This is a genomic window from Vogesella lacus (assembly GCF_979366295.1).
Genome location: NZ_CEETQT010000001.1, coordinates 341,788 through 364,626, shown reverse-complemented (window position 1 = coordinate 364,626; position 22,839 = coordinate 341,788). Strand labels below are relative to the sequence as shown.

The 22,839-nt window shown below is 61.3% G+C and carries 24 protein-coding genes; 7 read left to right on the top strand and 17 right to left on the bottom strand.

The features are described 5' to 3' along the window. Positions 1-75 precede the first annotated feature (75 nt). The gene (locus ACZ9W6_RS01675; RefSeq protein ID WP_465189317.1) at positions 76-828 is read left to right on the top strand and encodes a DsbC family protein; all 753 of its coding nucleotides are present in this window, start codon (positions 76-78) and stop codon (positions 826-828) included. Positions 829-1,025: 197 nt separating this feature from the next. After that, the gene (locus ACZ9W6_RS01670; RefSeq protein ID WP_465189316.1) at positions 1,026-1,283 is read left to right on the top strand and encodes an acyl-CoA-binding protein; all 258 of its coding nucleotides are present in this window, start codon (positions 1,026-1,028) and stop codon (positions 1,281-1,283) included. Between the two features lie 73 nt (positions 1,284-1,356). Here the strand turns inward: ACZ9W6_RS01670 and ACZ9W6_RS01665 are convergent, their stop codons facing one another. From ACZ9W6_RS01665 to ACZ9W6_RS01635, 7 genes are all read right to left on the bottom strand, one after another. Then, the gene (locus ACZ9W6_RS01665; RefSeq protein WP_465189315.1) at positions 1,357-2,091 is read right to left on the bottom strand and encodes a peptidylprolyl isomerase; all 735 of its coding nucleotides are present in this window, start codon (positions 2,089-2,091) and stop codon (positions 1,357-1,359) included. An 80-nt stretch (positions 2,092-2,171) separates the two neighbouring features. Continuing rightward, positions 2,172-3,080 carry a histone deacetylase family protein gene (locus ACZ9W6_RS01660; RefSeq protein ID WP_465189314.1) on the bottom strand — a complete coding sequence of 303 codons (909 nt, stop codon included), beginning with the start codon at positions 3,078-3,080 and terminating at the stop codon, positions 2,172-2,174. Positions 3,081-3,083: 3 nt separating this feature from the next. Further along, entirely contained in the window at positions 3,084-3,308 is a 225-nt protein-coding gene (locus tag ACZ9W6_RS01655) for a DUF1653 domain-containing protein (protein ID WP_465189312.1), read from the bottom strand. A 2-nt stretch (positions 3,309-3,310) separates the two neighbouring features. Beyond that, positions 3,311-3,631, bottom strand: coding sequence for a hypothetical protein (locus tag ACZ9W6_RS01650; RefSeq protein WP_465189311.1), 321 nt, complete (start codon positions 3,629-3,631; stop codon positions 3,311-3,313). 22 nt (positions 3,632-3,653) lie between these two features. Further along, positions 3,654-7,085, bottom strand: a complete 3,432-nt coding sequence (gene dnaE, locus ACZ9W6_RS01645) for a DNA polymerase III subunit alpha (RefSeq protein WP_465189310.1) — start codon at positions 7,083-7,085, stop codon at positions 3,654-3,656. 62 nt (positions 7,086-7,147) lie between these two features. Further along, entirely contained in the window at positions 7,148-7,420 is a 273-nt protein-coding gene (locus ACZ9W6_RS01640) for a hypothetical protein (RefSeq protein ID WP_465189309.1), read from the bottom strand. A gap of 93 nt (positions 7,421-7,513) precedes the next feature. Continuing rightward, the gene (locus tag ACZ9W6_RS01635) at positions 7,514-8,413 is read right to left on the bottom strand and encodes a LysR substrate-binding domain-containing protein (RefSeq protein ID WP_465189308.1); all 900 of its coding nucleotides are present in this window, start codon (positions 8,411-8,413) and stop codon (positions 7,514-7,516) included. Positions 8,414-8,512: 99 nt separating this feature from the next. Here ACZ9W6_RS01635 and ACZ9W6_RS01630 point away from each other — a divergent pair, with 99 nt between their 5' ends. Both ACZ9W6_RS01630 and ACZ9W6_RS01625 read left to right on the top strand, forming a co-directional pair. Then, complete coding sequence (locus ACZ9W6_RS01630; RefSeq protein ID WP_465189307.1) at positions 8,513-9,748, top strand: MFS transporter; 1,236 nt, start codon at positions 8,513-8,515, stop codon at positions 9,746-9,748. Between the two features lie 72 nt (positions 9,749-9,820). Then, positions 9,821-10,369 (top strand): NADPH-dependent FMN reductase, encoded by a 549-nt coding sequence (locus ACZ9W6_RS01625; protein WP_465189306.1) that lies wholly within the window; start codon positions 9,821-9,823, stop codon positions 10,367-10,369. Positions 10,370-10,438: 69 nt separating this feature from the next. On the opposite strand, the gene mnmA is transcribed toward ACZ9W6_RS01625, so the two are convergent. From mnmA to ACZ9W6_RS01610, 3 genes are read right to left on the bottom strand one after another with little or no spacing between them, the layout of a single operon-like run. Beyond that, the gene (gene mnmA / locus ACZ9W6_RS01620; protein ID WP_465189462.1) at positions 10,439-11,524 is read right to left on the bottom strand and encodes a tRNA 2-thiouridine(34) synthase MnmA; all 1,086 of its coding nucleotides are present in this window, start codon (positions 11,522-11,524) and stop codon (positions 10,439-10,441) included. Beyond that, entirely contained in the window at positions 11,512-12,048 is a 537-nt protein-coding gene (locus tag ACZ9W6_RS01615; RefSeq protein ID WP_465189305.1) for a hypothetical protein, read from the bottom strand. Before ACZ9W6_RS01615 ends, mnmA begins: the two co-directional genes overlap by 13 nt. A gap of 6 nt (positions 12,049-12,054) precedes the next feature. Then, positions 12,055-12,513, bottom strand: coding sequence for an NUDIX hydrolase (locus tag ACZ9W6_RS01610; protein WP_465189304.1), 459 nt, complete (start codon positions 12,511-12,513; stop codon positions 12,055-12,057). A 79-nt stretch (positions 12,514-12,592) separates the two neighbouring features. On the opposite strand from ACZ9W6_RS01610, the gene ACZ9W6_RS01605 reads away from it, so the two are divergent. The 3 genes from ACZ9W6_RS01605 (at position 12,593) to ACZ9W6_RS01595 (ending at position 15,634) form a co-directional block, all read left to right on the top strand. After that, positions 12,593-12,787 (top strand): (2Fe-2S)-binding protein, encoded by a 195-nt coding sequence (locus ACZ9W6_RS01605; RefSeq protein WP_465189303.1) that lies wholly within the window; start codon positions 12,593-12,595, stop codon positions 12,785-12,787. A 114-nt stretch (positions 12,788-12,901) separates the two neighbouring features. Then, a complete protein-coding gene (locus ACZ9W6_RS01600) occupies positions 12,902-13,564 on the top strand; it encodes a UPF0149 family protein (RefSeq protein WP_465189302.1) in 663 nt (220 codons plus the stop codon). 87 nt (positions 13,565-13,651) lie between these two features. Then, positions 13,652-15,634 (top strand): helicase-related protein, encoded by a 1,983-nt coding sequence (locus tag ACZ9W6_RS01595; RefSeq protein WP_465189301.1) that lies wholly within the window; start codon positions 13,652-13,654, stop codon positions 15,632-15,634. 76 nt (positions 15,635-15,710) lie between these two features. Here ACZ9W6_RS01595 and ACZ9W6_RS01590 read toward each other — a convergent pair whose 3' ends face one another. The 7 genes from ACZ9W6_RS01590 to lgt form a co-directional block, all read right to left on the bottom strand. Beyond that, positions 15,711-16,574 carry a hypothetical protein gene (locus ACZ9W6_RS01590; protein ID WP_465189300.1) on the bottom strand — a complete coding sequence of 288 codons (864 nt, stop codon included), beginning with the start codon at positions 16,572-16,574 and terminating at the stop codon, positions 15,711-15,713. Continuing rightward, positions 16,559-17,899, bottom strand: coding sequence for a KAP family P-loop NTPase fold protein (locus ACZ9W6_RS01585; RefSeq protein WP_465189299.1), 1,341 nt, complete (start codon positions 17,897-17,899; stop codon positions 16,559-16,561). The genes ACZ9W6_RS01590 and ACZ9W6_RS01585 overlap by 16 nt, the downstream gene beginning before the upstream one ends. Positions 17,900-18,080: 181 nt before the next feature. Then, complete coding sequence (phnE, locus tag ACZ9W6_RS01580; RefSeq protein WP_465189298.1) at positions 18,081-19,655, bottom strand: phosphonate ABC transporter, permease protein PhnE; 1,575 nt, start codon at positions 19,653-19,655, stop codon at positions 18,081-18,083. Next, positions 19,649-20,440, bottom strand: coding sequence for a phosphonate ABC transporter ATP-binding protein (locus tag ACZ9W6_RS01575; protein ID WP_465189297.1), 792 nt, complete (start codon positions 20,438-20,440; stop codon positions 19,649-19,651). The genes phnE and ACZ9W6_RS01575 overlap by 7 nt, the downstream gene beginning before the upstream one ends. Continuing rightward, on the bottom strand, positions 20,437-21,282 hold the full coding sequence (locus tag ACZ9W6_RS01570) for a putative selenate ABC transporter substrate-binding protein (RefSeq protein WP_465189296.1): 846 nt from the start codon (positions 21,280-21,282) through the stop codon (positions 20,437-20,439). Before ACZ9W6_RS01570 ends, ACZ9W6_RS01575 begins: the two co-directional genes overlap by 4 nt. A gap of 227 nt (positions 21,283-21,509) precedes the next feature. Then, positions 21,510-21,863, bottom strand: coding sequence for a hypothetical protein (locus ACZ9W6_RS01565; RefSeq protein WP_465189295.1), 354 nt, complete (start codon positions 21,861-21,863; stop codon positions 21,510-21,512). Positions 21,864-21,872: 9 nt separating this feature from the next. After that, a complete protein-coding gene (lgt, locus tag ACZ9W6_RS01560) occupies positions 21,873-22,673 on the bottom strand; it encodes a prolipoprotein diacylglyceryl transferase (protein ID WP_465189294.1) in 801 nt (266 codons plus the stop codon). Positions 22,674-22,839 lie beyond the last annotated feature (166 nt).

Sequence of the window (22,839 nt, the reverse complement as noted above, 5' to 3'; positions counted from 1 at the left end):
TTCGTTTGCCCTGACAGTCAGTAGGCTGTCATTTTCTGCCACTGGCAGAATGCACACAGACAAAAAAGGAAAAACATGCTTTCGATTACCCGCCGCTTTGGCGCGCTGGCGCTGATCCTGCCGCTGATTGCCTGCACTGCAGAGGCCGAAACACCGGCCCAGGTGCAGTCTGCATTCAAGGCCAAGTTTCCTCAGCACGAAGTAACTTCGGTCAAGACCGCACCGGTCAAGGGCCTGTTTGAAGTCGTGGTGAAAATGAAGCAGGGCGGGCGCGAGCAGTACAGTGTTGTCTATGTAGACGGCAAGGTGGATCACCTGATTACCGGTGATCTGATCAAGACCGCCACCCGTACCAGCCTGACCGAAGAACGACTGGAAGAACTCAACCGTATCAAGGTTGACTGGTCCATGCTGCCGCTGGACAAGGCCATCAAGGAAGTGAAAGGTAAGGGCGAGCGCAAGCTGGTGGTGTTCTCTGATCCGGATTGCCCGTTCTGCAAGAAGCTGGAGCAGGAATCGCTGGCCAAGCTCGATAATGTGACGATCTACACCTTCCTCTACCCGCTGGAGCAGCTGCATCCGGATGCGCCGCGCAAGTCGCGCCAGATCTGGTGCAGCAGCGACCGTCTGGCCACCTGGCATGCAGTCATGCGCAATGGCCAGCAACCGCAGGGCGATGACAGCTGCGCCAATCCGGTAGCCGACACCACGGCACTGGGCGAGAAGCTGGGTATTCAGGGTACGCCGGCGCTGATCTTTGCCGATGGTTCGCTGGTGGCCGGTGCGATTCCGTTGCCGGCTATCGAGCAGCGTCTGAAAGCCAAATAAGGCGCTGATCCGGCAGGCTGAAGGCAGACGGTGTGTGCCGGCTGCCTTCAGCACCTTGGCAGGCTATAGTGCAGGCGTGGTCGTCAGCTATTTTCAAACGATCGTTTCATGTTACATTATGGCCATCCGGTCGCCCCGCGACCATGGTAAACCAGCCGGCAACACGAGGCCGGTGGCAACGCGATAAGGGAAACACCATGTCCGATTTGAAAGCACTGTTCGAACAGGCACAGAAAGATGTGACCTCGCTGGCCGAGCGCCCAGACAACCAGACCCTGCTGCAGCTGTACGCCATGTACAAGCAGGCTACCGATGGCGATGTACAGGGCGAGCGCCCAGGCATGATGGACTTCATCAATCGTGCCAAGTACGACGCATGGGACAAGCTCAAAGGCAAGACCGTAGAAGAGGCCATGCAGGCCTATGTCGATCTGGTCAAGTCGCTGACTGCCTGATCCGGCAGCCAAAGCCGCCAAAGAAAAAGCCGCACTGTTTGCAGTGCGGCTTTTTTTCATGGTGCAGCAGGGATTACTGCTGGCCCATATTGAAGCCTTCGATCTTCGCGGCGCTAACCAGGCCGGTCAGATAGTTGTGCATCGCCTGACGGCCGCCCATCTCGTTCAGGTACTGCAGCAGTTGCTCTTTCACGTCATCAAAGGCGATGGTGCCGCCGCTGCTGCGCTCTTGAACCTGGATGATGTGGAAGCCGAACTGGGTCTGTACCAGCTCAGGGGTGATCTGGCCGGCTTCGGTGCCGAAGACGGCTTGTTCGAATTCCGGCACCATCTGGCCGCGGCCAAACTGGCCGAGGTCGCCGCCTTGCTTGCCGGACGGGCAAGTGGAGTGTTCACGAGCCAGATCGGCAAAACGTGCCGGGTTGGCCTGAACTTCTTCCAGCACGCCTTGTGCCTTGGACTTGGCCAGCATCTGGGCGATTTCGTCGCCCTGACCCAGCGGGAACAGGATGTGGCTGGCGCGGGCGCTGTCGCCCTGGCTGAAGTATTGCGGGTTCTGCTCGTAGTAGGCCTTGGCGCTGGCTTCGTCCTGTGGCTCGAATACCAGTTCCTTGTCGAGCAGAGCACCGATGTCCTGGCCTTCGTTGCCGCTGTTGAAGCCGGCTTCGTGCGCGCGGGCTACCAGCAGTTGATGCAGTACCAGTTGCTGGACGGCTGCGTCGCGCGGGCTAGGGGTGTCCTGGTGATTGTCGATTTCGCTGGCAATCATTGCCTCGGTAATTTCCACGCCGTTTACGGTGATGGCCATGTGATGTCCTGTCTGTCGGGGCAAGTTTTGCCGGTTTTAAAAAACTGAAGTCTGTCAGATTATGGCTGTGCTGGCAAAAATCAAGCGCCAGCCGGCAATAAAGCCGCATGGCGCAGGATGGCGCGCACGGTTTGCAGATGAATGGCGACGGTGTCGCTGATCGGCACCGCATAGCCGCCGGCCATCACCGTTACCAGCGGCCATTGACGTGCCTCGCATAGCGTCAGTACGCGCTCGTCGCGTGTGGCTAGGCCCGCCATGCTCAGCTGTAGCCGGCCGAGGCGGTCGCCGCTGTAAGGGTCGGCACCGGCGAGATAAAACACGATATCCGGCGCGGGAAGGTTGGCCGCAAGCTTGGCCAGTGCACCGTCCAGTGCCGCCAGATAGTCGGCGTCGCCACAGTCGTCGGGCAGGTCGATATCCAGCGTGGAGTCGCTGCGGCGGTAGGGGAAGTTCTTCGCACCGTGCAGCGACAGCGTAAACACGCGTTCGTCGCCGGCAAAAATCGCGGGGGTGCCGTTGCCCTGATGCACATCCAGATCAATCACCGCCGCGCGGCGGATCAGCCCTTCGCGCAACAGGGCGTGAATTGCCACGGCAACATCATTGAACACGCAAAAACCGCTGCCTTGCTGGCGACTGGCATGATGGGTGCCGCCGGCCAGATTGATGCCGTGGCCGCTGAGCAAGGCATGGCGGGCGGCGGCCAGCGTCGCGCCAGTAGAGCGCGCGCTGCGCTCGACCAGTGCCGGGCTCCACGGCAGGCCGATTTCGCGCATGATGGCCGGCGCGATGCTGCCATCCAGCATGGCATCGATATAGCCGGCATCGTGCGCGAGGCACAATTCGTCGCGGCTGGCTGCCGCTGCGGTCAGCAGGGGCACAGGGCTGATGTTGGCCACCGCTGCGGCCAACATCGCGTATTTCTCGGCAGGGAAGCGATGCCCGGCGGGCAAGGGCATCGCGAACTGGTCGGTGCGGTAGATCAAGCCTCAGTCACCGATGCGGGCAAAGCGCGGCAGCTGCTGGCCGTTTACTTCGACTTCTTCCACAAACATCGCCAGCGGGCGCACCCACAGGCCACCTTCGCCATATTGCGGCTGGTAGACCACCAGCCATTCTTCGGTCTCGCTATGGCGGGCGGTGCCGATTACGCGGTACAGCTTGTCCTTGTAGTGGCGGTAAAGGCCGGGTGTCGGGAAGTTCAGCTCGGTCATGTTCAATCCAGTAAGTGGCAACTCTTGCCGGGTTCGATTTTCTTCACCAGCTCGACTTGCAGGAAGTCCAGCTGCTGGCGTTGTTCATAGCGCGCAAACAGCTCGACATACACCGGCCGGCCATCGAGACGGGTGGCTTGCAGCATGGTCAGCGCCGGCGGCTTGCCGGGGACTTCGGTCAGGTAAAAACGGCTCTTGGCCAGATCGCAGCGCACCAGCAAGAGCTGATTGCCCTTGCGCTCCAGCGTGCCGAAATAATGATCGGCCGCCAGCAAAGGTTGGCCGCAAGCCAGCAAAGTCAGCGCAGTCAGCAGTTTTTTCATCGCAAGCTCCCTGAAGCGGGTGTTACCACAGCACCTTGACGGCATTATCCCCCAGCCAGTCCTGCAGGCTGGCTAGCAGGCTGTCGTCCAGCCGCACGCCCCATTCGGCCGGCAGCAGCAAATCGCCGCGCACCTTGCCGTTGTTGTAATGCAGGCGCACCGCGCAGCCGGCTTCGCTGCTGCGATACGGCTGCAGCGCATTGCGCAGGCTGATGGCGTCGTGACGACTGTCGAGCTGCAGCTGAATGCTGCGCGCGTAGCGGCTGCGCGCCTCGCCCATCTCGTACAGGGTGTCGACCAGAATGCGCAGGCCGCCGCTGAAGCGGTCTTCGCTCACCTTGCCTTCGACAATCAGCACCACGTCTTCTTTCAGCTTGTCACGGTTGGCTTCCAGTGCCTCGGCAAACAGGCTGACTTCGAGTTTGGCGGTGCCGTCGTCGAGTTCGACAAAAGCCATTTTGCCGCGATTGCCGATCTTGGTGCGGATGGCGGTGACAAAGCCGGCCAGCAGTTGCGGCTCGCGCTTGGGGCTGAGGCGTGCCAGCGGCGTCTTGATGAAGGCGCGCACGTCTTTTTCGTAGGCGGTAAATGGGTGGCCGGACAGGTAAAAGCCGATCGCCAGCTTTTCTTCGGCCAGCTCGACCGCCAGCGGCCACGGCTTGCACGCCACCATGTCCACCGTCGGCGCGGCTTCTTCCAGCATGTCGAACAAGCCGCCCTGGTTGATGTTGGCCGCAGCCTGTTCGGCCGCGCCCATCGCCAGCGCGATATTAGAGAACAGCAGTGCGCGGTTGCGCTCGATGCTGTCAAACGCGCCGGCGCGCACCAAAGCCTCGATCACGCGCTTGTTGACGATTTTTTTGTCGGTGCGGTTGCAGAAGTCAAACAGGCTGCTGAATGGCCCGCCTTCCTCGCGCACCTTGACGATGTGCTCGACTGCCGATTCGCCGGTGCCCTTGATCGCGCCCAGCGCGTAGCGGATTTCCTTGCGCGACACCGGCATGAAGCGGTAGAAGCTGTGATTGACGTCCGGCGGCAGGAAGGTCAGGCCGTTCTTGTTGTCGCTGGCGTCATCAAAAAACACCTTGAGCTGGTCGGTGTTGTCGAGTTCCGTCGACATGGTCGCGGCCATATAGGCGGCGGCATGATGCGCCTTCAGCCAGGCCGTGTGGTAGGCGACGAGGGCATAGGCGGCGGCGTGTGACTTGTTGAAGCCGTAGCCGGCGAACTTCTCCATATAGTCGAAGATCTCGTTGGCCTTGGCTTCGTCAATCTGGTTGTCGGCCGCGCCTTTCACGAACATGGCGCGCTGCGCCACCATCTCTTCGACCTTCTTTTTACCCATGGCGCGGCGCAGCAAGTCAGCGCCGCCAAGGCTGTAGCCGCCGCACACCTGGGCGGCCTGCATCACCTGCTCCTGATACACCATGATGCCGTAGGTTGGCGCCAGTACCGGCTCCAGCAGTGGATGCAGATACTCGAACTTGGCACCATGCATACGCTGGATAAAGTCGGGAATCAGGTCCATCGGGCCCGGACGGTACAAGGCCACGAAGGCGATAATTTCCTCGAACTTGCTGGGCTTGGCTTCGACCAGCATCTTCTTCATGCCCGTCGACTCGAACTGGAACACGCCGGTGGTATTGCCGCTGGCAAACACCTTGTAGGCGAGCTGGTCGTCCAGCGGCAGCTTGGCCACATCGACATCGAGACCGCTTACCTGCTTGATGTACTTTTGCGCGAGCTCGATGATGGTGAGGTTGCGCAGGCCCAGGAAGTCGAACTTCACCAGGCCAATCTGCTCGACATCGTCCTTGTCATACATCGACACCGGCGAGGCGCCGTCGGCGCTGGCGATATACACCGGGCAGAAGTCGGTGAGCTTGCCCGGCGCGATCAGCACGCCACCGGCGTGCATGCCGATGCCGCGTGTCAGGTCTTCGAGTTTTTTCGCCAGCTCGATCAGCTCGCCGGCGTCTTCCGATTCGATGACTTCGCCGATCTGCGGTTCGGCGGCCATCGCTTTTTCCAGCGACAGCGGCTTGTTGGCTTCCAGCGGAATCAGCTTGGACAGCTTGTCGCACAGGCCGAAGGGCAGGTCGAGCACGCGGCCAACGTCACGGATTACCGATTTGGATGACATGGTGCCGAAGGTGGCGATCTGGCTGACGGCCTCTTCGCCGTATTTCTGCCGCGTGTATTCGATCACGCGCCAGCGGTTTTCCTGGCAGAAATCCACGTCGAAGTCGGGCATCGATACCCGCTCCGGATTCAGGAAACGCTCGAACAACAGTGCGTATTTCAGCGGGTCAAGATCGGTAATGCTGAGGCTGTAGGCCACCAGCGAGCCGGCACCCGAGCCACGACCCGGCCCGACCGGGCAGCCATTGGCTTTGCCCCACTGGATAAAGTCGGCCACGATCAGGAAGTAGCCGGGGAAGCCCATGTGGATGATGGTGTCGCACTCGAACTTCAGCCGTGCCTCGTAATCCGGGCGCATGCGTTCGCGCTCCGCCGCATCGGGGTAGAGCTGTTCGAGGCGCGCGTCGAGGCCGCGCTTGGCCTCGTACACCAGAAAGTCGTTCAGCGACATGCCGTCCGGCGTCGGGAAGTCCGGCAGATAGTTCTTGCCCAGCACCACATTGATATTGCAGCGGCGGGCGATCTGTACCGAGTTTTCCAGCGCCTCCGGGATGTCGGCAAAGCGCACGCACATCTCGTCGGTGGACAGGAAGTGCTGGCATTCGCGGAATTCGCGCGGCCGGCGCTTGTCGCCCAGGGTATAGCCCTCGGCAATGCATACCCGCGCTTCGTGCGCCTTGAAGTCATCGGCATCCATGAACTGGATGGCGTGGGTGGCAACCACCGGCAGCTGCATCTCGCCGGCCAGCCACAGCGTAGCCTGCACGATCTGCTCGATACGCGCGTCGTCAAGACGCTGCAATTCGAGATAGAAAGCATTGGGGAACAGTCGCGCCCAGTATTCGGCGCGGCGGCGCGCTTCGTCCGGATTGCCATTGGCCAGCGCCATGCCTACATCGCCAAGATGCGCGCCGGACAGACACAGCAGATTGCTGTTGTCGCCGCTTTCCAGCCAGGCACGCTTGATTTCGGCACGGCCACGATACTGGTTGTGGGCGAAGGCTGCCGTCAGCAGCTCGCACAGCCGGCGATAGCCCTCGCGGTTTTTCACCGTCAGCAGCAGGCGGTAGGGCTTGTCGCGGTCTTCTTCGTTTTCCAGCCAGACATCACAGGACACAATCGGCTTGATGCCCTTGCCGCGGCAGGCCTTGTAAAACTTGACCATGCCGAAGATGTTCATCAGGTCCGACATGCCCAGTGCCGGCATGCCGTCCTTGACGGCGCGTTTGACGGCATCGTCCATGCGGACAATGCCGTCGGTAATGGAAAACTCGGAGTGCAGGCGGAGGTGGACAAAGCGCGGTGTATTCATCCCGCCATTGTAGCGGCAGCTGCGGCCAACGTCTGCAAGGCCGGCATCTTCCGCGCCGCGCTTCAGTTATTGTCGTAGGCGTCCGGGTCGGCCGGCGGGATGTCGCGGCCATTGAGCTGGCGCGATGATTTCTCCAGCATCATTACCATCGCCGCGTTCAGTGCACCAAATAACCAGGCAATCAGAAAGAAGGCCGAATAGGCGCTGAGGTGGTCGGTAAACAGGCGCTGGCCGTGCAGCGTCAGCTCGGCCGGATCGAAAATGGTGAAGAACACCGTGGTGGCCAGCGCGGCAATCACGAAGGCGGGCCAGAGTAGCAGGATCTGTTTACGCATGATGGCTCCCGGATGACGGTGGATGTCATTTCACTATACGCCGGATGCGGCAATATGCGGTTACTTGCTGACAAGCTTGGCCGCAAGCATGGCCTAGGCCGGATCGCGACCGGCACTGAGCAGCGCCTCACGCAGCGCGGCGAGGGCGGGCGAGTCGTCGTGTTCGCGCCAGGCAAGGCTCAGCGCCATGAAAGCCTGCTCGTCGCTCAGCGGAATATAGCGCACGCCCGGCAGCTGCACGCATTGCAGCGGCAAGGGCAATACCGCCAGGCCCAGTCCGGCGGCCACCAGGCCAATCTGGGTGGTGGCTTCACCGGCCTGCTGCTGGATGCGCCATTCGAAGCCGGCGGCATGGGCAAGTTTTTGCAGGCGGCGGTTCAGCCAGTTGCCGTTGTCGCCGGGGTAGCCAATTACCCGTTCGCCTTTGAGGTCGGCAATCGCGATTGCCTTTTGCGCGGCAAGCGGGTGGCTGGCTGGCAGCACCGCGCACAGCCGGTCGCGGCGGATTTCCTGTACGGCCAGCCTCGGCGTATCCTCCTCGCCATTAAAACGCACCACGCCGATATCGAGCTTGCCCTGCTGCAGCAGCGCAAACTGCTCGCGGGTGAACTCCTCGTGAAAATGCAGGGTCACCGCCGGGCAGGCGAGGCGGAACTGCTGTAACGCAGCTGCCAGCATCGGCATCAGTGGCAGCGAGGAGGTGAAGCCGATATGCAGCTCACCAATTTCGCCGCGGGCGGCACGCTGCGCTTCTTCTGCGGCCAACCTGGCGTCCTCCAGCAGTTGCCGCGCCCGCTGCAAAAAGCGCTCGCCGGCGGCGGTCAGCCGTACGCTGCGCTGGTGGCGCTGCAGCAGCGCGACGCCGAGTTCGTCCTCAAGCGCACGGATCTGCTGGCTAAGCGGCGGCTGTGCCATGTGCAGTCGTTCGGCGGCGCGGGTGAAGTGCAATTCTTCGGCAACGGCAATGAAGTAACGCAGGTGGCGCAGTTCCATATTGATACTTTAAAAGTATTAAATTTGACGTAAATATATATTGGACGTGTAAATTGGCCAAGCCTAGTCTGGCAGGGTGTTCTTCGCTATTGCCCTGCCATGACGACGCTGACTGTCTCTTCTCCTGCCGATCTTGCACTTGCCACGCCGCATCACGCCGGTAGTCCGGCCTGGTGGCGCGCGACCTGGGCTGCCGCCGCTGGCGGCTTTGCCACCTTTGCCTTGCTGTATGGGGTACAGCCGCTGTTGCCCTTGTTTGCGGCGCGGTTTCAACTGTCGCCGGCCGAGGCCAGTATCGTGCTGTCGGCAGCGACCTTGCCGATGGCCTTGCTGCTGATTCCGGCCAGCTTTGTGGCCGAGCGTGTCGGGCGCACGCGGCTGATGTTGTGGTCGTTGACTGGCGGGGTGTTGTTCTCGCTGCTGGCGGCTGCCAGCGACAGCTTTGCCTGGCTGCTGCTGTGGCGCGTGCTGTTTGGCGTGTTCATGGCCGGCCTGCCGGCGGTGGCGCTGAGCTGGCTGGCGGAAGAGCTGGATGCCGCCTCTCTGGGCAAGGCGGTCGGGCTGTATATTGCGGCCAACGCGCTGGGCGGCATGAGCGGTCGTTATCTGGCGGCCTTGCTGGCTGATCATTACGGTCTGGCGCTGGCACTGCTGGTGCTGGCCTTGCTGGGTTTGGCGATGCTTGTGTTGTTCTGGCGTTTGCTGCCGGCCGCGCGGGCCGCGCAGGCAAGCAACAGCAGCCTGCAGAGCATGCGTGAGGATGCGCGGCTGCACTGGCAGGATCCGGGTCTGTCGCGCCTGTTCCTGCTGGGTTTCATGCTGATGGGCGGCTTTGTCAGCCTCTACAACTATCTGGGTTTCCGTTTGCAGGCCGCACCGTTCTCGCTGAGTCAGAGTGTGATCGGTCTGATCTTCCTGCTGTATGTGGTGGGGATGTTCTCGGCCAATCTGGCCTGCCGCTGGGCCGATCACTACGGCCGCCGTACCGTGTTGTGGAAGATGGTGGCGCTGATGCTGCCGGCCTTGCTGCTGACTTTGTCTGACAGCCTGTGGCTGGTGGTGCCTGGCGTTGCGCTGTTTACCTTCGGCTTTTTTGCCGCGCATGCGGTGGCGGCCAGCTGGGTTGGTCGCAGGGCGACACGGGCGCGCGGCCTTGCCTCGGCGTTTTACCTGACTTCGTATTATCTGGGCGCAGCCTTTATCGGCAGCGGCTCCGGCATGATGTGGCGGCTGGATGGCTGGCTGGGCGTGGCGGGGCTGATCGGCCTGTTGTTAAGCCTGTGTCTGTGGCTGACGTGGCAGCTGCGCAAGGTCGAGCCGCTGGAGGCAAACTAGGCAGGCATTGTCACTGGCGGCCGCGGCGGGCATTGCTTATACCGGATGGTAAGCCAACGGAGGGTAATCGATATGAGCATGAATGTTCTGGCCATTTGCGGCAGCCTGCGTCGCCAATCTACCAACAAGGGCATGCTGCGTTACGCTGCGGCCAACCTGCCCGAGGGCATGCAGCTGACGATAGCCGATCTGTCCGAAGTGCCTTTTTACAATGCCGACATCAGCGAGAAGCCGGCGGCGGTGCAAACGCTGCTGGCGCAATGTGCGGCGGCCGATGGCTTGCTGCTGGTGTGTCCCGAGTACAATTATTCGATCGCGCCGGCGCTGAAAAATGCGCTGGATTGGGCCTCGCGCGAGCCGGGCAATGCGCTGCTGACTGACAAGGTGGCGGCCATCATGGGGGCGGCTGGCGGCATGGGCAGCTCGCGTTCGCAATATCATTTGCGTCAGGTGTGCGTGTTTCTGAACCTGCATCTGCTGAACCAGCCCGAAGTGTTTGCCAATGCGTTTTCCGCCAGTTTTGATGCGGACGGCAATCTGCTGGACGAGCAGATTCAGGCCAATATCCGCAAGCAGTTGGCCGCACTGCTGGCGTGGCACCAGCGATTGCAGCCGGGCTGATCACACCTTGCACCAAGCAAAAAGGCAGCCCGCAGGCTGCCTTTTTCATGCGCGCTAACTGGCCTGAGCTTACTGGATGATGCCGCCGCCAAGACAGATATCACCGTCGTACAACACAGCCGACTGCCCGGGCGTGACCGCCCATTGCTTGTCACGGAAGGTCAGCGTGGCTTTGCCGTCGACAATCGGCGACAGGCTGCAGGCCGCGTCGGCCATGCGATAGCGGTTTTTCGCCGCATAGTCGCCGGCGGCCGGTGCCTGTGGCAGCGTCCACGACAGATCATCCATCGCCAGTGTCGGTTTCAGCAGCAGCGGGTGGTCATGTCCCTGCACCACGATCAGCTTGTTGGCCGCAATATCCTTGCCGCCGACAAACCACGGCTCGCCATTGCCATCCTTGCTGCCGCCGATATTCAGGCCCTTGCGCTGGCCGAGGGTGTAGAACATCAGGCCGACGTGTTCGCCCACGACCTTGCCATCCGGCGTGATCATTTCGCCAGGCTTGGTGGGCAGATAGCGCTGCAGGAACTCGCGGAACGGGCGTTCGCCGATAAAGCAGATGCCGGTCGAGTCCTTTTTGGCAGCCGTCGGCAGGCCCGCTTCGTCGGCGAGGCGACGCACTTCGGTCTTGCGGATGTCACCCAGCGGGAACAGTGCCTTGGACAGCTGGTGCTGTTGCAGGCGATACAGAAAGTAGCTCTGGTCCTTGGTGTGGTCCACGCCCTTCATCAGGTAGTGCACACCGTTTTCCTCGTGCTTGCGCGCGTAGTGGCCGGTGGCGATGCAGTCGGCACCGAGTGCCATCGCGTAGTCGAGGAAGGCCTTGAACTTGATCTCGGCATTGCACAGCACGTCCGGGTTCGGCGTGCGGCCGGCCGAGTATTCTTTCAGGAAGTACGAGAACACGCGGTCCTTGTACTCCTTTGCAAAGTTGACGATTTCCATGTCGATGCCGACGATGTCGGCCACGCTCATCGCGTCGAGCGCATCCTGCTTGATCGAGCAATACTCGTCGTCGTTGTCGTCTTCCCAGTTCTGCATGAATACGCCGATGACTTCATGGCCTTGCTGCTTCAGCAGCCAGGCGGTTACCGACGAATCCACACCGCCGGACATGCCGACGACTATGCGTTTTTTACCCGTCACGGGGAAAATCCTTCCTTCCAAATGGCAAGAGGCACCACCACCGGCGGTGCCCCGAAATCTCTGAACCAGCTATCTATCACCCAGATGGTGCCACTGTCGTTGTCCTGCAAGGCAGCGGCGTAGTGCTGGTTGAATATCAAGGGTGCGCGTTGCACGATGCCGGCCGGGCGATGAAAGCGCAGCAGCTCGTGGCTGTCCAGCCAGTCAAGCAGGGTGGCGAGGTTGCGGCTGTGGTCTATGCAGTCCATGCGGCCGGCGGTGGCCTCATCCTCGCCATTGCCGCCCTTGTCCATGGCAATCGGCGTCTGCGTGGCGGCGCTGGCATAAAAGCCGAGCACCACTTGTTGCAGAGCCTGCCGCTCGTCCGCCGGCGAGTGCACCCGGCGCAGCTGCTGACGCAGCGACTGCAGGGTGGCCGGCGACAGCTCGACATCGCTGCTCAAGGCGCATCCGTAATGGTAACAGAGCCTTAGCGTATCCGCACCGGCGGGCAGTGCCAGCGCCAGCAGGGCGGCGAAGAGCAGGGCGCGCATCCGGCATCAGCCTTGATGGTGATGAATCAGGCTCAGCGGGGCGCGCTGGCCGGCGAGGTAGTCGTCAAGGCAGCGGCCAACCAGCGGGCTGCGCCAGCTGGCGCGGGCGGCCTGGATCTCGTCGACACTCAGCCATACCGCCTCGATGATGTCGGTGTCCAGCGTTGCGGCCAACCTTTGAGGCTCTGCCGTGCCGCAAAAGGCAAAGCGCAGATAGGTGATATCGCTGTGATCGTCCTTGTCGGCCATATAGATGCCGACGAGTGCCTGTGGGCTAAAGCTGTAGGCAGTTTCTTCGCGTGTCTCGCGAACCACAGCAGCCAGCAGCGTTTCGCCGTGTTCGAGGTGGCCGGCCGGCTGATTGATGCGGATGCCGTGCTCGGTGTGTTCGCGCACCATCAGAAAGCGGCCTTCATGTTCGATGATGGCGGCGACTGTGGTATTTGGTTTCCATTGCACTTCCATGATCTGCTTTCTAATTGACAATTGTTATCATTGAGATCTACTATTGTGATCAAGATAGATTCTCATTTGCGAGGTTGCTATGTACGTTTGCCTTTGTCACGCAGTTACCGACCGTGATATCCGTGCTGCCGTATGTAATGGTGCAACCCGCATGGCCGACCTGGCGCGCGAACTCGGCGTCGCCACCCAGTGTGGCAGCTGCGCCTGTCAGGCCAATCAGCTGCGCAAGGAAACGCTGATGCAGATCAGCGAGCCCGAACTGGCTGCTGCCTGATTTCCCGTAGTTTGTGCACCTTGGCCCGCCTTTTGGCGGGCTTTTTGCTATGCTCAAGCTGCCAGTTGCGCCGATAGCGCGTACAATGCGCGCCGTAACTGACTGGAGAATAGCATGACCGTATTTGATGAAGCCGATCTGACCCGTCTGGAACTTCTGCTGACCCCGCTGTCGCAGTCTGGCAGTACCATGCGCCCGGACGAAGTGCAGGGCTTCTTCTACGCCCTGGCCAGCGGCCCGGATCGTCTGGGTATCGACGACTGGATCGGCGACGTGCTGGGCGATGCGCCGGCATTCGACAGCGCCGAAACCGAAGCCGAAATCCGCACCCTGCTGCAGAAATACTATGACGCCGCCGCCGAGGCACTGGCTGATGGTGAGCTGCCCGAGCTCGTGCTGTACAGCGAAGACGAAGGCGGCGAGGCCGATTTCCGCCCGTGGTGCAATGCTTATATGTATGCGCTGGACGTGGTGCCGACCGACTGGTTTGAAGCCGCCGACGACGAAGGCTTCGAAGACCTGCTGATGCCGGTAATGGCTCTGGCCGGCATGTTCGACGCGCAGGACGGCGAGCCGGCGATGATCGAATTCGGCGATGCCGAACTCGACAGCTTCAAGGGCGAACTCGATGAAGCGCTGCTGACCGTTTACAACTACTGGCGTGCCAAGGAACAGGCACCGTCCACTGTCCGCCGCGACGGCGACAAAGTTGGCCGCAACGACCCGTGCCCATGTGGCAGCGGCAAGAAGTACAAAGCCTGTCATGGCAAGAACTGATCTGCCCTGACATCCCTCCGCGCCTGCCGCCCGCAAAGCCGGCAGGCGTTTTGCTTTTTTGCGCCCGATCGGGCAGAAACAAATTCAATGACTGAAACCGTAAGCCTGCCGGTGGATGATGCCGGCGATGCGCTGGAGCGTTATCTTGTTGCCCAGCACGCCAAGCTGGTGACTGCCGACGGCAGCTACGCCCTGTCGGTATCCGGCGATCTCGATATCGCCGGCCAGACCGTTCATTACCACCTGGTGCCCGACGACGGCTTTCTGGGCAAAACCACCAAGTGGCGCAAGCTTGATGCCGCCGAACGTTACGCCCTGATACAAGAGCGCTGGAATGCCGACAGCCGCACCCGCCTCGAAGCGCGCATCACTACCTGCGTGAAGGAAGTTCTCGCGCTGGCCGCCGAGCACAGCCTCGATGCCCAGCCAGCGCTGAATGCGCTGATTGCCAAGTACGAACGCGCCAGCGAGCGCTGCCGTCTGGCGCTGGACCGTATCTACGCCCAGCTTGGCCAGTTGCAGGCGCAATCGCAGGCCGAACGCACGCGCAACGCCATCAATCTGTCGCTGTATCCCGAGTCTTTCGAGACCGCCAACAGCATCCAGCGCCACTTCATCGCCGTGCTCGGCCCGACCAATTCCGGCAAGACCCACGCCGCGATGGAGCATCTGGCCAAGGCCAAATCCGGTGTCTACCTCGCGCCGCTGCGGCTGCTGGCGCTGGAAAACTACCAGCGCCTGTTGGATGCCGGCGTTGCCGTCAGCCTGATTACCGGCGAGCAGCGCAAGCTGCACCCGCACGCCACCCACGTGACCTCTACCGTCGAGATGCTGAATCCTAACCGTCCGGTCGAGGTCGCGGTGATTGACGAAATCCAGCTGCTGGATGACCCGGACCGTGGCGCGGCCTGGACTGCCGCCGTCTGCGGCGTGCCGGCGCAAACCGTATACTTGCTGGGCGCGCTCGAAGCCAAAGAGGCGATCCAGGCGCTGGTCAAACGCGTGGGCGGCACGCTAGAAATCCGCGAGCTCAAGCGCAAGACCAAGCTTGAAATGGAAAAAGCCCCGCTGGGCTCGCTGAAGAATCTGCAGCCGGGTGATGCGCTGATCGCCTTCTCGCGCCGCGACGTGCTCAACTGGCGTGACGAGGCGATGGCGCAGGGCTTCACCGTGTCGGCCATCTACGGCAACCTGTCGCCTGAAGTGCGTCAGGCGCAGGCCGAGCGCTTCCTTGAAGGGCAGACCCAGATCGTGGTCGGCACTGACGCCATCGGCATGGGCCTCAACACCCCGGCGCGCCGCGTGATTTTCACCACCGCCAGCAAGTGGGATGGCTATAGCGAAGGAACCATCGCCGCGCCACTGGCCAAGCAGATCGCCGGCCGTGCCGGCCGTTTCGGCATGCACGAAACCGGCTTTGTCGCCGGCCTTGATGGCCGCACCCACAAGATCATCGCTGCGCTGCTGCAGGAAAAGCTCGAGCCACTGCCGGCCAGCGGCTTTTACGTCGCGCCCAACCTCGACTATCTGCAGCTGATCTCCAAGGCCAGCGGCGAGACCAAGCTGCACAAGCTGCTCGAGCTGTTCGCCAAGCACATCAATGTGCATGACGAATTCTTTGTGCCGGCCAATCTTGACGACCAGACCGAAAAAGCCAAATGGCTGGATCTGCTGAAACTGTCGCTCGAAGACCGCTTCGTGTTCAGTCTGTGCCCAGTATCGACCAAGATCGCGATGCTGGAACGTGCCTTGCAGGAATGGGCCGAATGCCGCGCCAAGGGCAAGCAGGCCGCGCTATTGCGCATGGAAGGCCGCAGCGGCCGCCACGAGCTGCAATATCTTGAGGACACCTGCAAGCTCTACGCCGCCTACGCCTGGCTCAGCTACCGCATGCCGGAGACCTTCCCCTACGGCGAGATGGCACAGACGCTGATGAAGAGCACGTCGGAGAAAATCGACAGCCTGCTGCAAGTACAGAACGTCAAGAGCCGCCAGCAAAAACAGCGCCGCGAACACCAGGCTGGCCAGCGCCCGCCTAGCAAGCGCAGCCCGCAGCAGCGTCCGCGTTAAACGGATTGCTTGTGGTAAAAACCCCTGCGGCCAACCTTTTGCAAGGTTGGCCGCAGGGGTTTTCGGGGCTGGCTATTTATCGCGGAGGAACTTCGCTGCCATCCACCGCGTAGAGTATTTTGCCTTCGGAAATTGCGCGCCAGGCGGCCTTGGCCGGGTAGTCGAGGCTGGTATCGCTTAGTCGTTTGCTGGCTACCTCTTTGAGTTCGCCCAAAGGGCAGAATGAATCATGCAAGGAACTCTCCTGAGGAAGGCCGCAACGGTATCCCTTGCTTGAGTCCCAGCCGCGGTCAGTGAAGTAAAGGGCAAATCTGTCCAGTGCCTGCTCAGAGTCAGAGAACTCTTCAAAGATATCCTTGCATCTGTCACTTGCATGCCTTGCCACTTGCCAGAGGATATTGTCCGGGTCATTCAGATCAAAAAAAATGCCATTATGTACAGTCGCAAGGACGTTCTCACCGAAGGCCGGGGCGGCAATCTGAAGTTGTTCGCGAGTAAGGGCAAATTTTTCACGCACATCCTCGTCTGTTGGCACATGGTTTTGAAACAAGTCAGCAGTTAGCGACAAGGCTGATGGCTGCTTGGCGAGGTGAATAGCCAGCTCTTTCTTCGCCTTGGGCTGCGTGATGTTTATTATTCGCTCTATGGCTAGTTGTGCGCCTTGAACCGGTGACAGGAAAAGTGATTGCCCTTTTGGTCGTTCTCGTACGCTGACAAACAATGGCTGCTCAATGAGTTCGGCAATATCCAGGCACAAGACTGAGGGGTCTGTAATGCCTTGTCCGCCGTTTGCCTCGCACATATCCCCTAGCAGGGTAATAAACCCGATGCAGTTTTCCTCGTTCAATTCTGAAGCAATACGTTTTCGTTCGCCGGGCTGAGTCAGGAAGTGGAGGGCTGACAGGCAGCTGCTATCGCCTTGCGCTAGGCCGAGCTGCATGGCGATGACCAGTTTGCGTGAGTCCTGATATTACCTTTCGCATAGCTGCGGGTGCTGCTGGGCATTGAATCTCGGTCGCTTCCGGCGACCCTTGGGAACAGGTGATAAACCAGCTTCATGACTGCCCTTGGTTTTCCTGAAGCATCATAAGCTTCTTGTCTTTGCGTCTTCCCTTTGGCGAGGATGTCCTCAGATTTTTCCAGAATGTCGAAGTTTCTATCCAACTTGCCAACAAAGAAGTCAGGTCTGTTTCGTAACAGTTCAAAAACCTCTGGCGCTTTCACGGTCAGTGCTGCCAGGCCCAGGATGTCGGCAAAGGCGATTTCGCCGCGAAGCAGGGGTTCTTGCATCTTGACTGTGTTGAAAACACGAATGATGTCGCGAGGTTGTTCCAGCAACTCGCTAAGCCCGGAGTGGTAAATCTTAATTAACTGATCTTGCTGATCTGGCAGGTGATCAGCGAGTGCGGCCTTGTCGAGCTCGTCTAGTGCCTCATTCACCAAGCGCATTCGGGCCGCAGCTGACAAGGCGGGGAGTGGGAGCCGCACTTGTACAATCTTGTCGAGATAAGTGTTTGCCAGCGGGATGCCCAGCTGTTCAAGCGCATTGCTCACGTATTTTGCATCCCACGCAACCAGGTAGCCGATGCCGGTGAGTCCGCCAATGGCCTTGATAACGCGGATGACTTCAAAGACCTCTTGCGGGAACAGTCTGTCGATGTCGTCGATAAAGACGATGATGGGACGGCCGAAGGTGTGGAGCGCGTCTTCCAGCGCCTGTTTTTGACCTTCAATATCTTTTGTCTTGTGTTCGGCAATCGATGCTGTGGCATCGCTTGCCGCTGTCAGCACCGATTTGACAATGGATGCCCATGGTTCTGCGCCGGGTACCAGTTTTATCAAGTCAAAAACTTTGGCATAAGTTTTGATCTCGCTGGCAACTTTTAGGCCATTTGCACTATGGTCGGCTTTGCCGATGGCGGTAGCAATTTGCGAGAAAAACGCGCTGAGCAGAGAGTCTTTGTCACCAACCATCCACGGGTTGAAGTGGACAATGACTGGCTCGGGGTTCTGCTCTTGCAGCAGCAGGGCTTCGATCAGTGCCAGTGTCGATGTCTTGCCACTTCCCCATGCGCCCTCAATCGAGACCACCAAGCCCTGCATGCGCGCTGCTTTTTTGAGGGTTTTTGCTGCTACTTCTGCAAAGCTGCGGCGAGACAGCTTGTCGTCCTGAAGCGCTGATTCAGCTTTTAGGGCGATGTCGTAATTCAAGCTATTGTTTGCTGGTGGAGTGTTGCTTGGACTGGTCGGCACGATGATTGCCATCTTGGATTGCTCCTGCAGTTCAGAATATTTGCTGGTGCTTTGTCATAAAAATCCTGAATGTATTTTACCTGTGCATATCACGCTGCGCTGAGATGCCGTGGCGCGACACTTGATGGAGTACAAGTCTGAGGGCAAAAGGTTGGCCGCAAAAAAGCCGGACATCGCTGTCCGGCTTTTTTGTTTAACCCAGTCGCTGTCTTAGCCAGCGGCTGAAGGTTTCGACCGCCCAGCTTAGCAGCAGCATGGCGGCGATCAGGGTGGCTGCTTTGTCGAGCTGGAACAGCGACATGGCCAGATACAGCTGCTGGCCGAGGCCGCCGGCACCGACGAGGCCTAGGACGGCGGCCATGCGGATATTGTTTTCCCAGCGATAGAGGCCGTAGGCCAGCCACTGTGGCAACACCTGCGGCAGCAGCGCGAAGGCGAGTACGCCGCCACGGCTCGCGCCGGCGTCGCGCAGTGCGAGTTCGGCTTCGGGCGGCAGGTTTTCCAGGCTCTGGGCAAACAGGCGGCCCAGCACGCCGGCGGTGTGCAAGGCCAGTGCCAGCACGCCGGCTGCGGGGCCGAGGCCCATTGCCAGTACCGCCAGCGCACCCCACAGCAGATCTGGCGTGCCGCGCAGCAGGTTCAGCAGCAGCTTGTTGGGCAGTCGCAGCCACGCCGGGCTGCGTGCCGAGGCAGGCAGGGCCAGCAGGGCAGCGAGTACGAAGGCGAGCAGAGTGCCCAGCGCCGACACTGCCAGCGTTTCCAGCAATGCCTTGGCAACTTCGGCGAGAAAAGCCGCATCGCGGGCCGGATTCAGCATCTCCTCAGCCAGCCGCAGCAGGCCGCCAAAGTCGAAGGGGCTGTGCTGCCACTGCGGCCACAGCCAGTACAGCGACAGCGCGCCGGCGGTGAGCAAGCTTGCGGCCAACCTTGTCGCGCCGTGGCGCTGTTGCAGCGCGTGGCGTGCCAGATTGCTGCACAGCTCGGTAGCGGCAATCAGCAGCATGAAGACCAGTAGCAGGCTGCCGACTTCGCCACCGTTGAGCATGCGGATAGCGGTATCCAGCAGCAGTCCCAGGCCGCCGGCACCGACAAAGCCCATCACCGCCGAGGCGCGAATCGCACATTCCCAGCGGTAGATGCTGTAGCTGACCAGCTCTTGCGCCGCCTGCGGCAGCAGCGCATAGCCGAAGATCGCCAGCCGGCTGGCACCTTGCGCCGCCAGTGCGCGCGCGGCTTCGGGCGGCTGTGATTCGAGAATCTCGGCGTAGACCTTGCCCAGCATGCCGCCGTAGGCGAGGCACAGAGCCAGCACCGCCGGCAGGCTGCCAAGGCCGGCGGCCCGCACCAGCAGCAGCGCCCAGATCAGATCGGGCACACCGCGCAGCAGCAACATCAGCGCGCGCAAGGTGGCCTGCACTGCCAGCCGCAGCCGCGAGGGCGATTCGCCGGTCAGCAGCTGTCTGTCCAGCGCGCGGCTGGTGGCCAGCGCCAGTGGCAGGCCCAGCAGCATCGCCAGCAGGGTGCCGACGGTAGCCACCGCCAGTGTGGTGGCGGTTTCTTTTAGCAGGCTTTGCAGAAAGAACTCGTCGGCGGACGGCGGGAAAAACTGGCCGGCAAACTGCCACAGCGCGGCGGCGGTATCGCCCTGCCAGATAAGGCGCGGGTCAAAACCGGTTGCCCACATCAGTGCCAACAGCCCGAACGGCCAGCCGGCCAGCTGCAACAGCCGCGTGCCGGACTGCGGGTCGCGGTAGGCGGGGTTCAGCATGGCGGCAGGCTCCGCGGCGTGGCGAGCGGGAAGTCGGTTTCGGCTGGCGTATCACCGGCGTACAGCTCGGCCAGTAGCGCCTCGCTGACGGCTTCGCGCGGCAAGTCAAACAGGATGCGCCCTTCGCGCAGGCCGATCAGCCGCGGAAAGTGGGCTAGCGCCAGCTCCACCGAATGCAGGCTCACCAGCAGGCTGGCCTGGCGCTGGCGCGCCTCGCGGCACAGCAGTGCGATGGTGTCGTCTGCCAGTCGCGGGTCCAGCGCCGATACCGGCTCGTCAGCGAGGATCAGATCGGCTTGCTGGTACAGCGTGCGCGCGATGCCGACACGCTGGCGCTGGCCGCCGGACAGCTGGTCGCAGCGTTGCCACAGCTTGTCGGCCAGTTGCACCGCGTCCAGCGTGGCGGCGATGCCGGCGACGTCTTGCGGCCACAGCAGCTGTCGCCATGCGGCCAACGTTGACAGCTGGCCAAGGCGGCCGGCCGCCACCGCGGTGATGACGCGCTGCATTGCCGGCAACGGCGCATGCTGGTAGATGCTGCCGATGCGGCTGCGCAAGGCGCGCAGCGGCCGGCGCGACAGTTGCCACGGATCTTGCCCGAGCAGCCTGATCACGCCGCTGCCTGGCCGGTAGCGGGTGTTGGCCAGCAACAGCAGGGACGATTTGCCGGCACCGGACGGGCCGATCAGCGCCACCTGCTCGCCTTGCGCCAGCTGCAAATCCAGCGGATGCAGAATGGTGCGGCCAGCCAGCTCAAGGCTGGCCGCAACGAGGCTCAGGCTCATTTCAGCAGGCCGGCTTCCTTGGCGGCAGCCTCGATGCCTTCGTAGTTGTCAGCCTTGGTGCTGATGAACTTGCTGGCGCGTTGCAGTTCGAGAATGGCTTTCTGCTCTGGCTTGGCCGGGTCCAGCTTCAGGAAAGCCGCCTGGATTTTCTGCTGCAGGCCCTTGTCGAGGCTGGCGCGCGCGGTCCAGTTGTAGTCGAAATAGGTCGGGGTGGTGCCCAAGAGGCGTACCTTGCTCTGGTCTACCTTGCCGCTTTCAACCAGCTTGTCCCACACCGAGGCGTTCAGTACGCCGCCGTCAACCTTGCCGGAAGCCACCCAGGCCACGGTCGCATCATGCGCGCCGGAGAAGCCGACAGTCTTGAAGAAGGTGTCCGGCTTGATGCCCTGTTTTTGCATGAAGTAGCGCGGCATCAGGTGGCCAGAGGTAGACGAGGCCGAGCCGAAGGCAAAGGTCTTGCCTTTCAGGTCTTGCAGGCTCTTGGCACCGGAGGCCACGCTGGCGATGTATTTGGAGGTGAATTTGGCATCTTCGGCACGCTGTACCAGCGGCACGACCTTGCCGCGCTGGTTGGCTTGCACAAAGGTAAAGCCGCCGAGCCAGGCCAGATCAATCTGGTCGGCATTCAGTGCGGTGACCACGGCCGCGTAGTCGCTGACCGGCACGAACTGTACCGGCATGCCCAGTTCTTTTTCCAGATACTGGCCCAGCGGTGCGAACTTGCGCTGCAGCTCGGTCGGCGCTTCGTCAGGAATGGCGGAAACCTTCAGTACGTTCTGGGCGAAGGAAGCAGAGGCGACGGCCACGAGAAGGCCTGCCAGCGACAGTTTGGCAAAAGTCATGGGGTATTTTCCTGTTCATGCGGACGCAAAACCGCAATCGTTAACGGCCCGTCTGGCAGGCCGAGGGTAGGGCGGGCAAAAGGCCGCCGCACAAAGGCGGGATTTTAAGATAGAACGGCGGCGAGGGCTAACTGCATTGTCATGAAACGTTGGCCGCAATGGCTTGCGGCCAACCTTGGGGCTGGAGTGTCGTGGCTGATCCCTAGCCGGCAAGGTGCGCGGCTGGCTTAATCAACCCGCACATAGGTCCAGCCTTTGGCCTTCAGGCAGCTGTTCTGCATGTCCTTGCGCGCTTCGGCATTCACGTCGTAGGTCTCGCGCTCGGCACGCAGCCAGCGCGCCGGGGTGTAGGCGCACTTGCTCTGATCGCTCACGCCACTCGGGCAGTGCCATTGCGGCGCGATGAAGCGTTCCGGTTCGCGCACACGCTCGCCCATCTGCGGCGGCAGTGCCTTGGCGGCTTCCTGCAGGCAGGTATAGTGGTCCTGATCAAAGTTGGCCATGCCGTCGGCGTGACGCCACTGGTAATTGGCGCAACCGGCAAGGCCGGCCAGCAGGATGAGCGTAAGCGCGATTTTCATGGGTCTGCCTCAGTGAGATTTGCCGAGCTTGCCGCTGGCGGCCAGGCGATACAACACGATGCCGGCAAGAATCATCGGCAGGCTCAGCCACTGACCCATGCTGATGATGTCGGACTGGCCGAAGATGCCGGCGTCGGGCGTGCGGAAGAATTCGGCAATAAAGCGGAAGCTGCCATAGCCGATCAGGAACACCGCCGATACCTGACCAAGCGGGCGGCGACGGCCGGAGAACCACCACAGGATGACAAACAGCGCGATGCCTTCGAGTGCGGCCTGATACAGCTGTGAAGGGTGGCGCGGCAGGGCGTCGACATGCGGAAAGATCATGCCCCACGGCAGGTCGTGGCTGGCCGGACGGCCCCAGAGCTCGCCATTGATGAAGTTGCCGATGCGGCCTGCTGCCAAGCCTGTCGGCACCAGCGGCGCGACAAAGTCGCTGATTACCCAGAACGACACGCCTTTCTTGCGCGCAAACAGCGCCATCGCCGCCAGCACGCCGATAAAGCCACCGTGGAAGCTCATGCCGCCTTTCCAGATCATGAGGATTTCGGCTGGATGCTGCAGGTAATAGCCGGGCTGGTAGAACAGCACCTCGCCCAGACGCCCGCCCAGCACCACGCCGATGACGGCCCAGGTCAGGAAGTCGTCGAGGTCTTTGCTGCTCCAGCCGCATTCCGGCTGCGACTTGATGCGGCGGCTGCCCAGCCACAGGAACAGGCCGAAGCCGATCAGATACATCAGGCCGTACCAGTGTACGGCGAGCGGGCCAAGCTGGATGGCTATCGGGTCAATCTGCGGGAAGATCAGCATTTGTCAGTCGTGTGCGTTTGCGGTAAAAGAGAGGAATAAATTATACGAGAAGCGCCTGTAGGCGTCCTGCATCTATCGATTGCAGGATGTTAATGCCACAGAGAGCTTGCCCACCGGCAAGTTCCCGCAGCCGGCCCGAACGGGGTCGCGAGGCGCAAGGACAATA

Excerpts from the sequence above, each read along its gene's own strand:
- ACZ9W6_RS01605 (WP_465189303.1), top strand. The coding sequence starts at position 12,593 with ATGTACGTTTGCCTTTGTCACGCAGTTACCGACCGTGATATCCGTGCT.
- ACZ9W6_RS01575 (WP_465189297.1), bottom strand. The coding sequence starts at position 20,440 with ATGAGCCTGAGCCTCGTTGCGGCCAGCCTTGAGCTGGCTGGCCGCACC.
- ACZ9W6_RS01675 (WP_465189317.1), top strand. The coding sequence starts at position 76 with ATGCTTTCGATTACCCGCCGCTTTGGCGCGCTGGCGCTGATCCTGCCG.
- ACZ9W6_RS01570 (WP_465189296.1), bottom strand. The coding sequence starts at position 21,282 with ATGACTTTTGCCAAACTGTCGCTGGCAGGCCTTCTCGTGGCCGTCGCC.
- dnaE (WP_465189310.1), bottom strand. The coding sequence starts at position 7,085 with ATGAATACACCGCGCTTTGTCCACCTCCGCCTGCACTCCGAGTTTTCC.
- lgt (WP_465189294.1), bottom strand. The coding sequence starts at position 22,673 with ATGCTGATCTTCCCGCAGATTGACCCGATAGCCATCCAGCTTGGCCCG.
- ACZ9W6_RS01585 (WP_465189299.1), bottom strand. The coding sequence starts at position 17,899 with ATGGCAATCATCGTGCCGACCAGTCCAAGCAACACTCCACCAGCAAAC.
- ACZ9W6_RS01600 (WP_465189302.1), top strand. The coding sequence starts at position 12,902 with ATGACCGTATTTGATGAAGCCGATCTGACCCGTCTGGAACTTCTGCTG.
- ACZ9W6_RS01650 (WP_465189311.1), bottom strand. The coding sequence starts at position 3,631 with ATGAAAAAACTGCTGACTGCGCTGACTTTGCTGGCTTGCGGCCAACCT.
- ACZ9W6_RS01665 (WP_465189315.1), bottom strand. The coding sequence starts at position 2,091 with ATGGCCATCACCGTAAACGGCGTGGAAATTACCGAGGCAATGATTGCC.
- ACZ9W6_RS01610 (WP_465189304.1), bottom strand. The coding sequence starts at position 12,513 with ATGGAAGTGCAATGGAAACCAAATACCACAGTCGCCGCCATCATCGAA.
- ACZ9W6_RS01670 (WP_465189316.1), top strand. The coding sequence starts at position 1,026 with ATGTCCGATTTGAAAGCACTGTTCGAACAGGCACAGAAAGATGTGACC.
- ACZ9W6_RS01630 (WP_465189307.1), top strand. The coding sequence starts at position 8,513 with ATGACGACGCTGACTGTCTCTTCTCCTGCCGATCTTGCACTTGCCACG.
- ACZ9W6_RS01635 (WP_465189308.1), bottom strand. The coding sequence starts at position 8,413 with ATGGAACTGCGCCACCTGCGTTACTTCATTGCCGTTGCCGAAGAATTG.
- ACZ9W6_RS01590 (WP_465189300.1), bottom strand. The coding sequence starts at position 16,574 with ATGCAGCTCGGCCTAGCGCAAGGCGATAGCAGCTGCCTGTCAGCCCTC.
- ACZ9W6_RS01655 (WP_465189312.1), bottom strand. The coding sequence starts at position 3,308 with ATGACCGAGCTGAACTTCCCGACACCCGGCCTTTACCGCCACTACAAG.
- phnE (WP_465189298.1), bottom strand. The coding sequence starts at position 19,655 with ATGCTGAACCCCGCCTACCGCGACCCGCAGTCCGGCACGCGGCTGTTG.
- ACZ9W6_RS01595 (WP_465189301.1), top strand. The coding sequence starts at position 13,652 with ATGACTGAAACCGTAAGCCTGCCGGTGGATGATGCCGGCGATGCGCTG.
- ACZ9W6_RS01615 (WP_465189305.1), bottom strand. The coding sequence starts at position 12,048 with ATGCGCGCCCTGCTCTTCGCCGCCCTGCTGGCGCTGGCACTGCCCGCC.
- ACZ9W6_RS01625 (WP_465189306.1), top strand. The coding sequence starts at position 9,821 with ATGAGCATGAATGTTCTGGCCATTTGCGGCAGCCTGCGTCGCCAATCT.
- ACZ9W6_RS01565 (WP_465189295.1), bottom strand. The coding sequence starts at position 21,863 with ATGAAAATCGCGCTTACGCTCATCCTGCTGGCCGGCCTTGCCGGTTGC.
- ACZ9W6_RS01640 (WP_465189309.1), bottom strand. The coding sequence starts at position 7,420 with ATGCGTAAACAGATCCTGCTACTCTGGCCCGCCTTCGTGATTGCCGCG.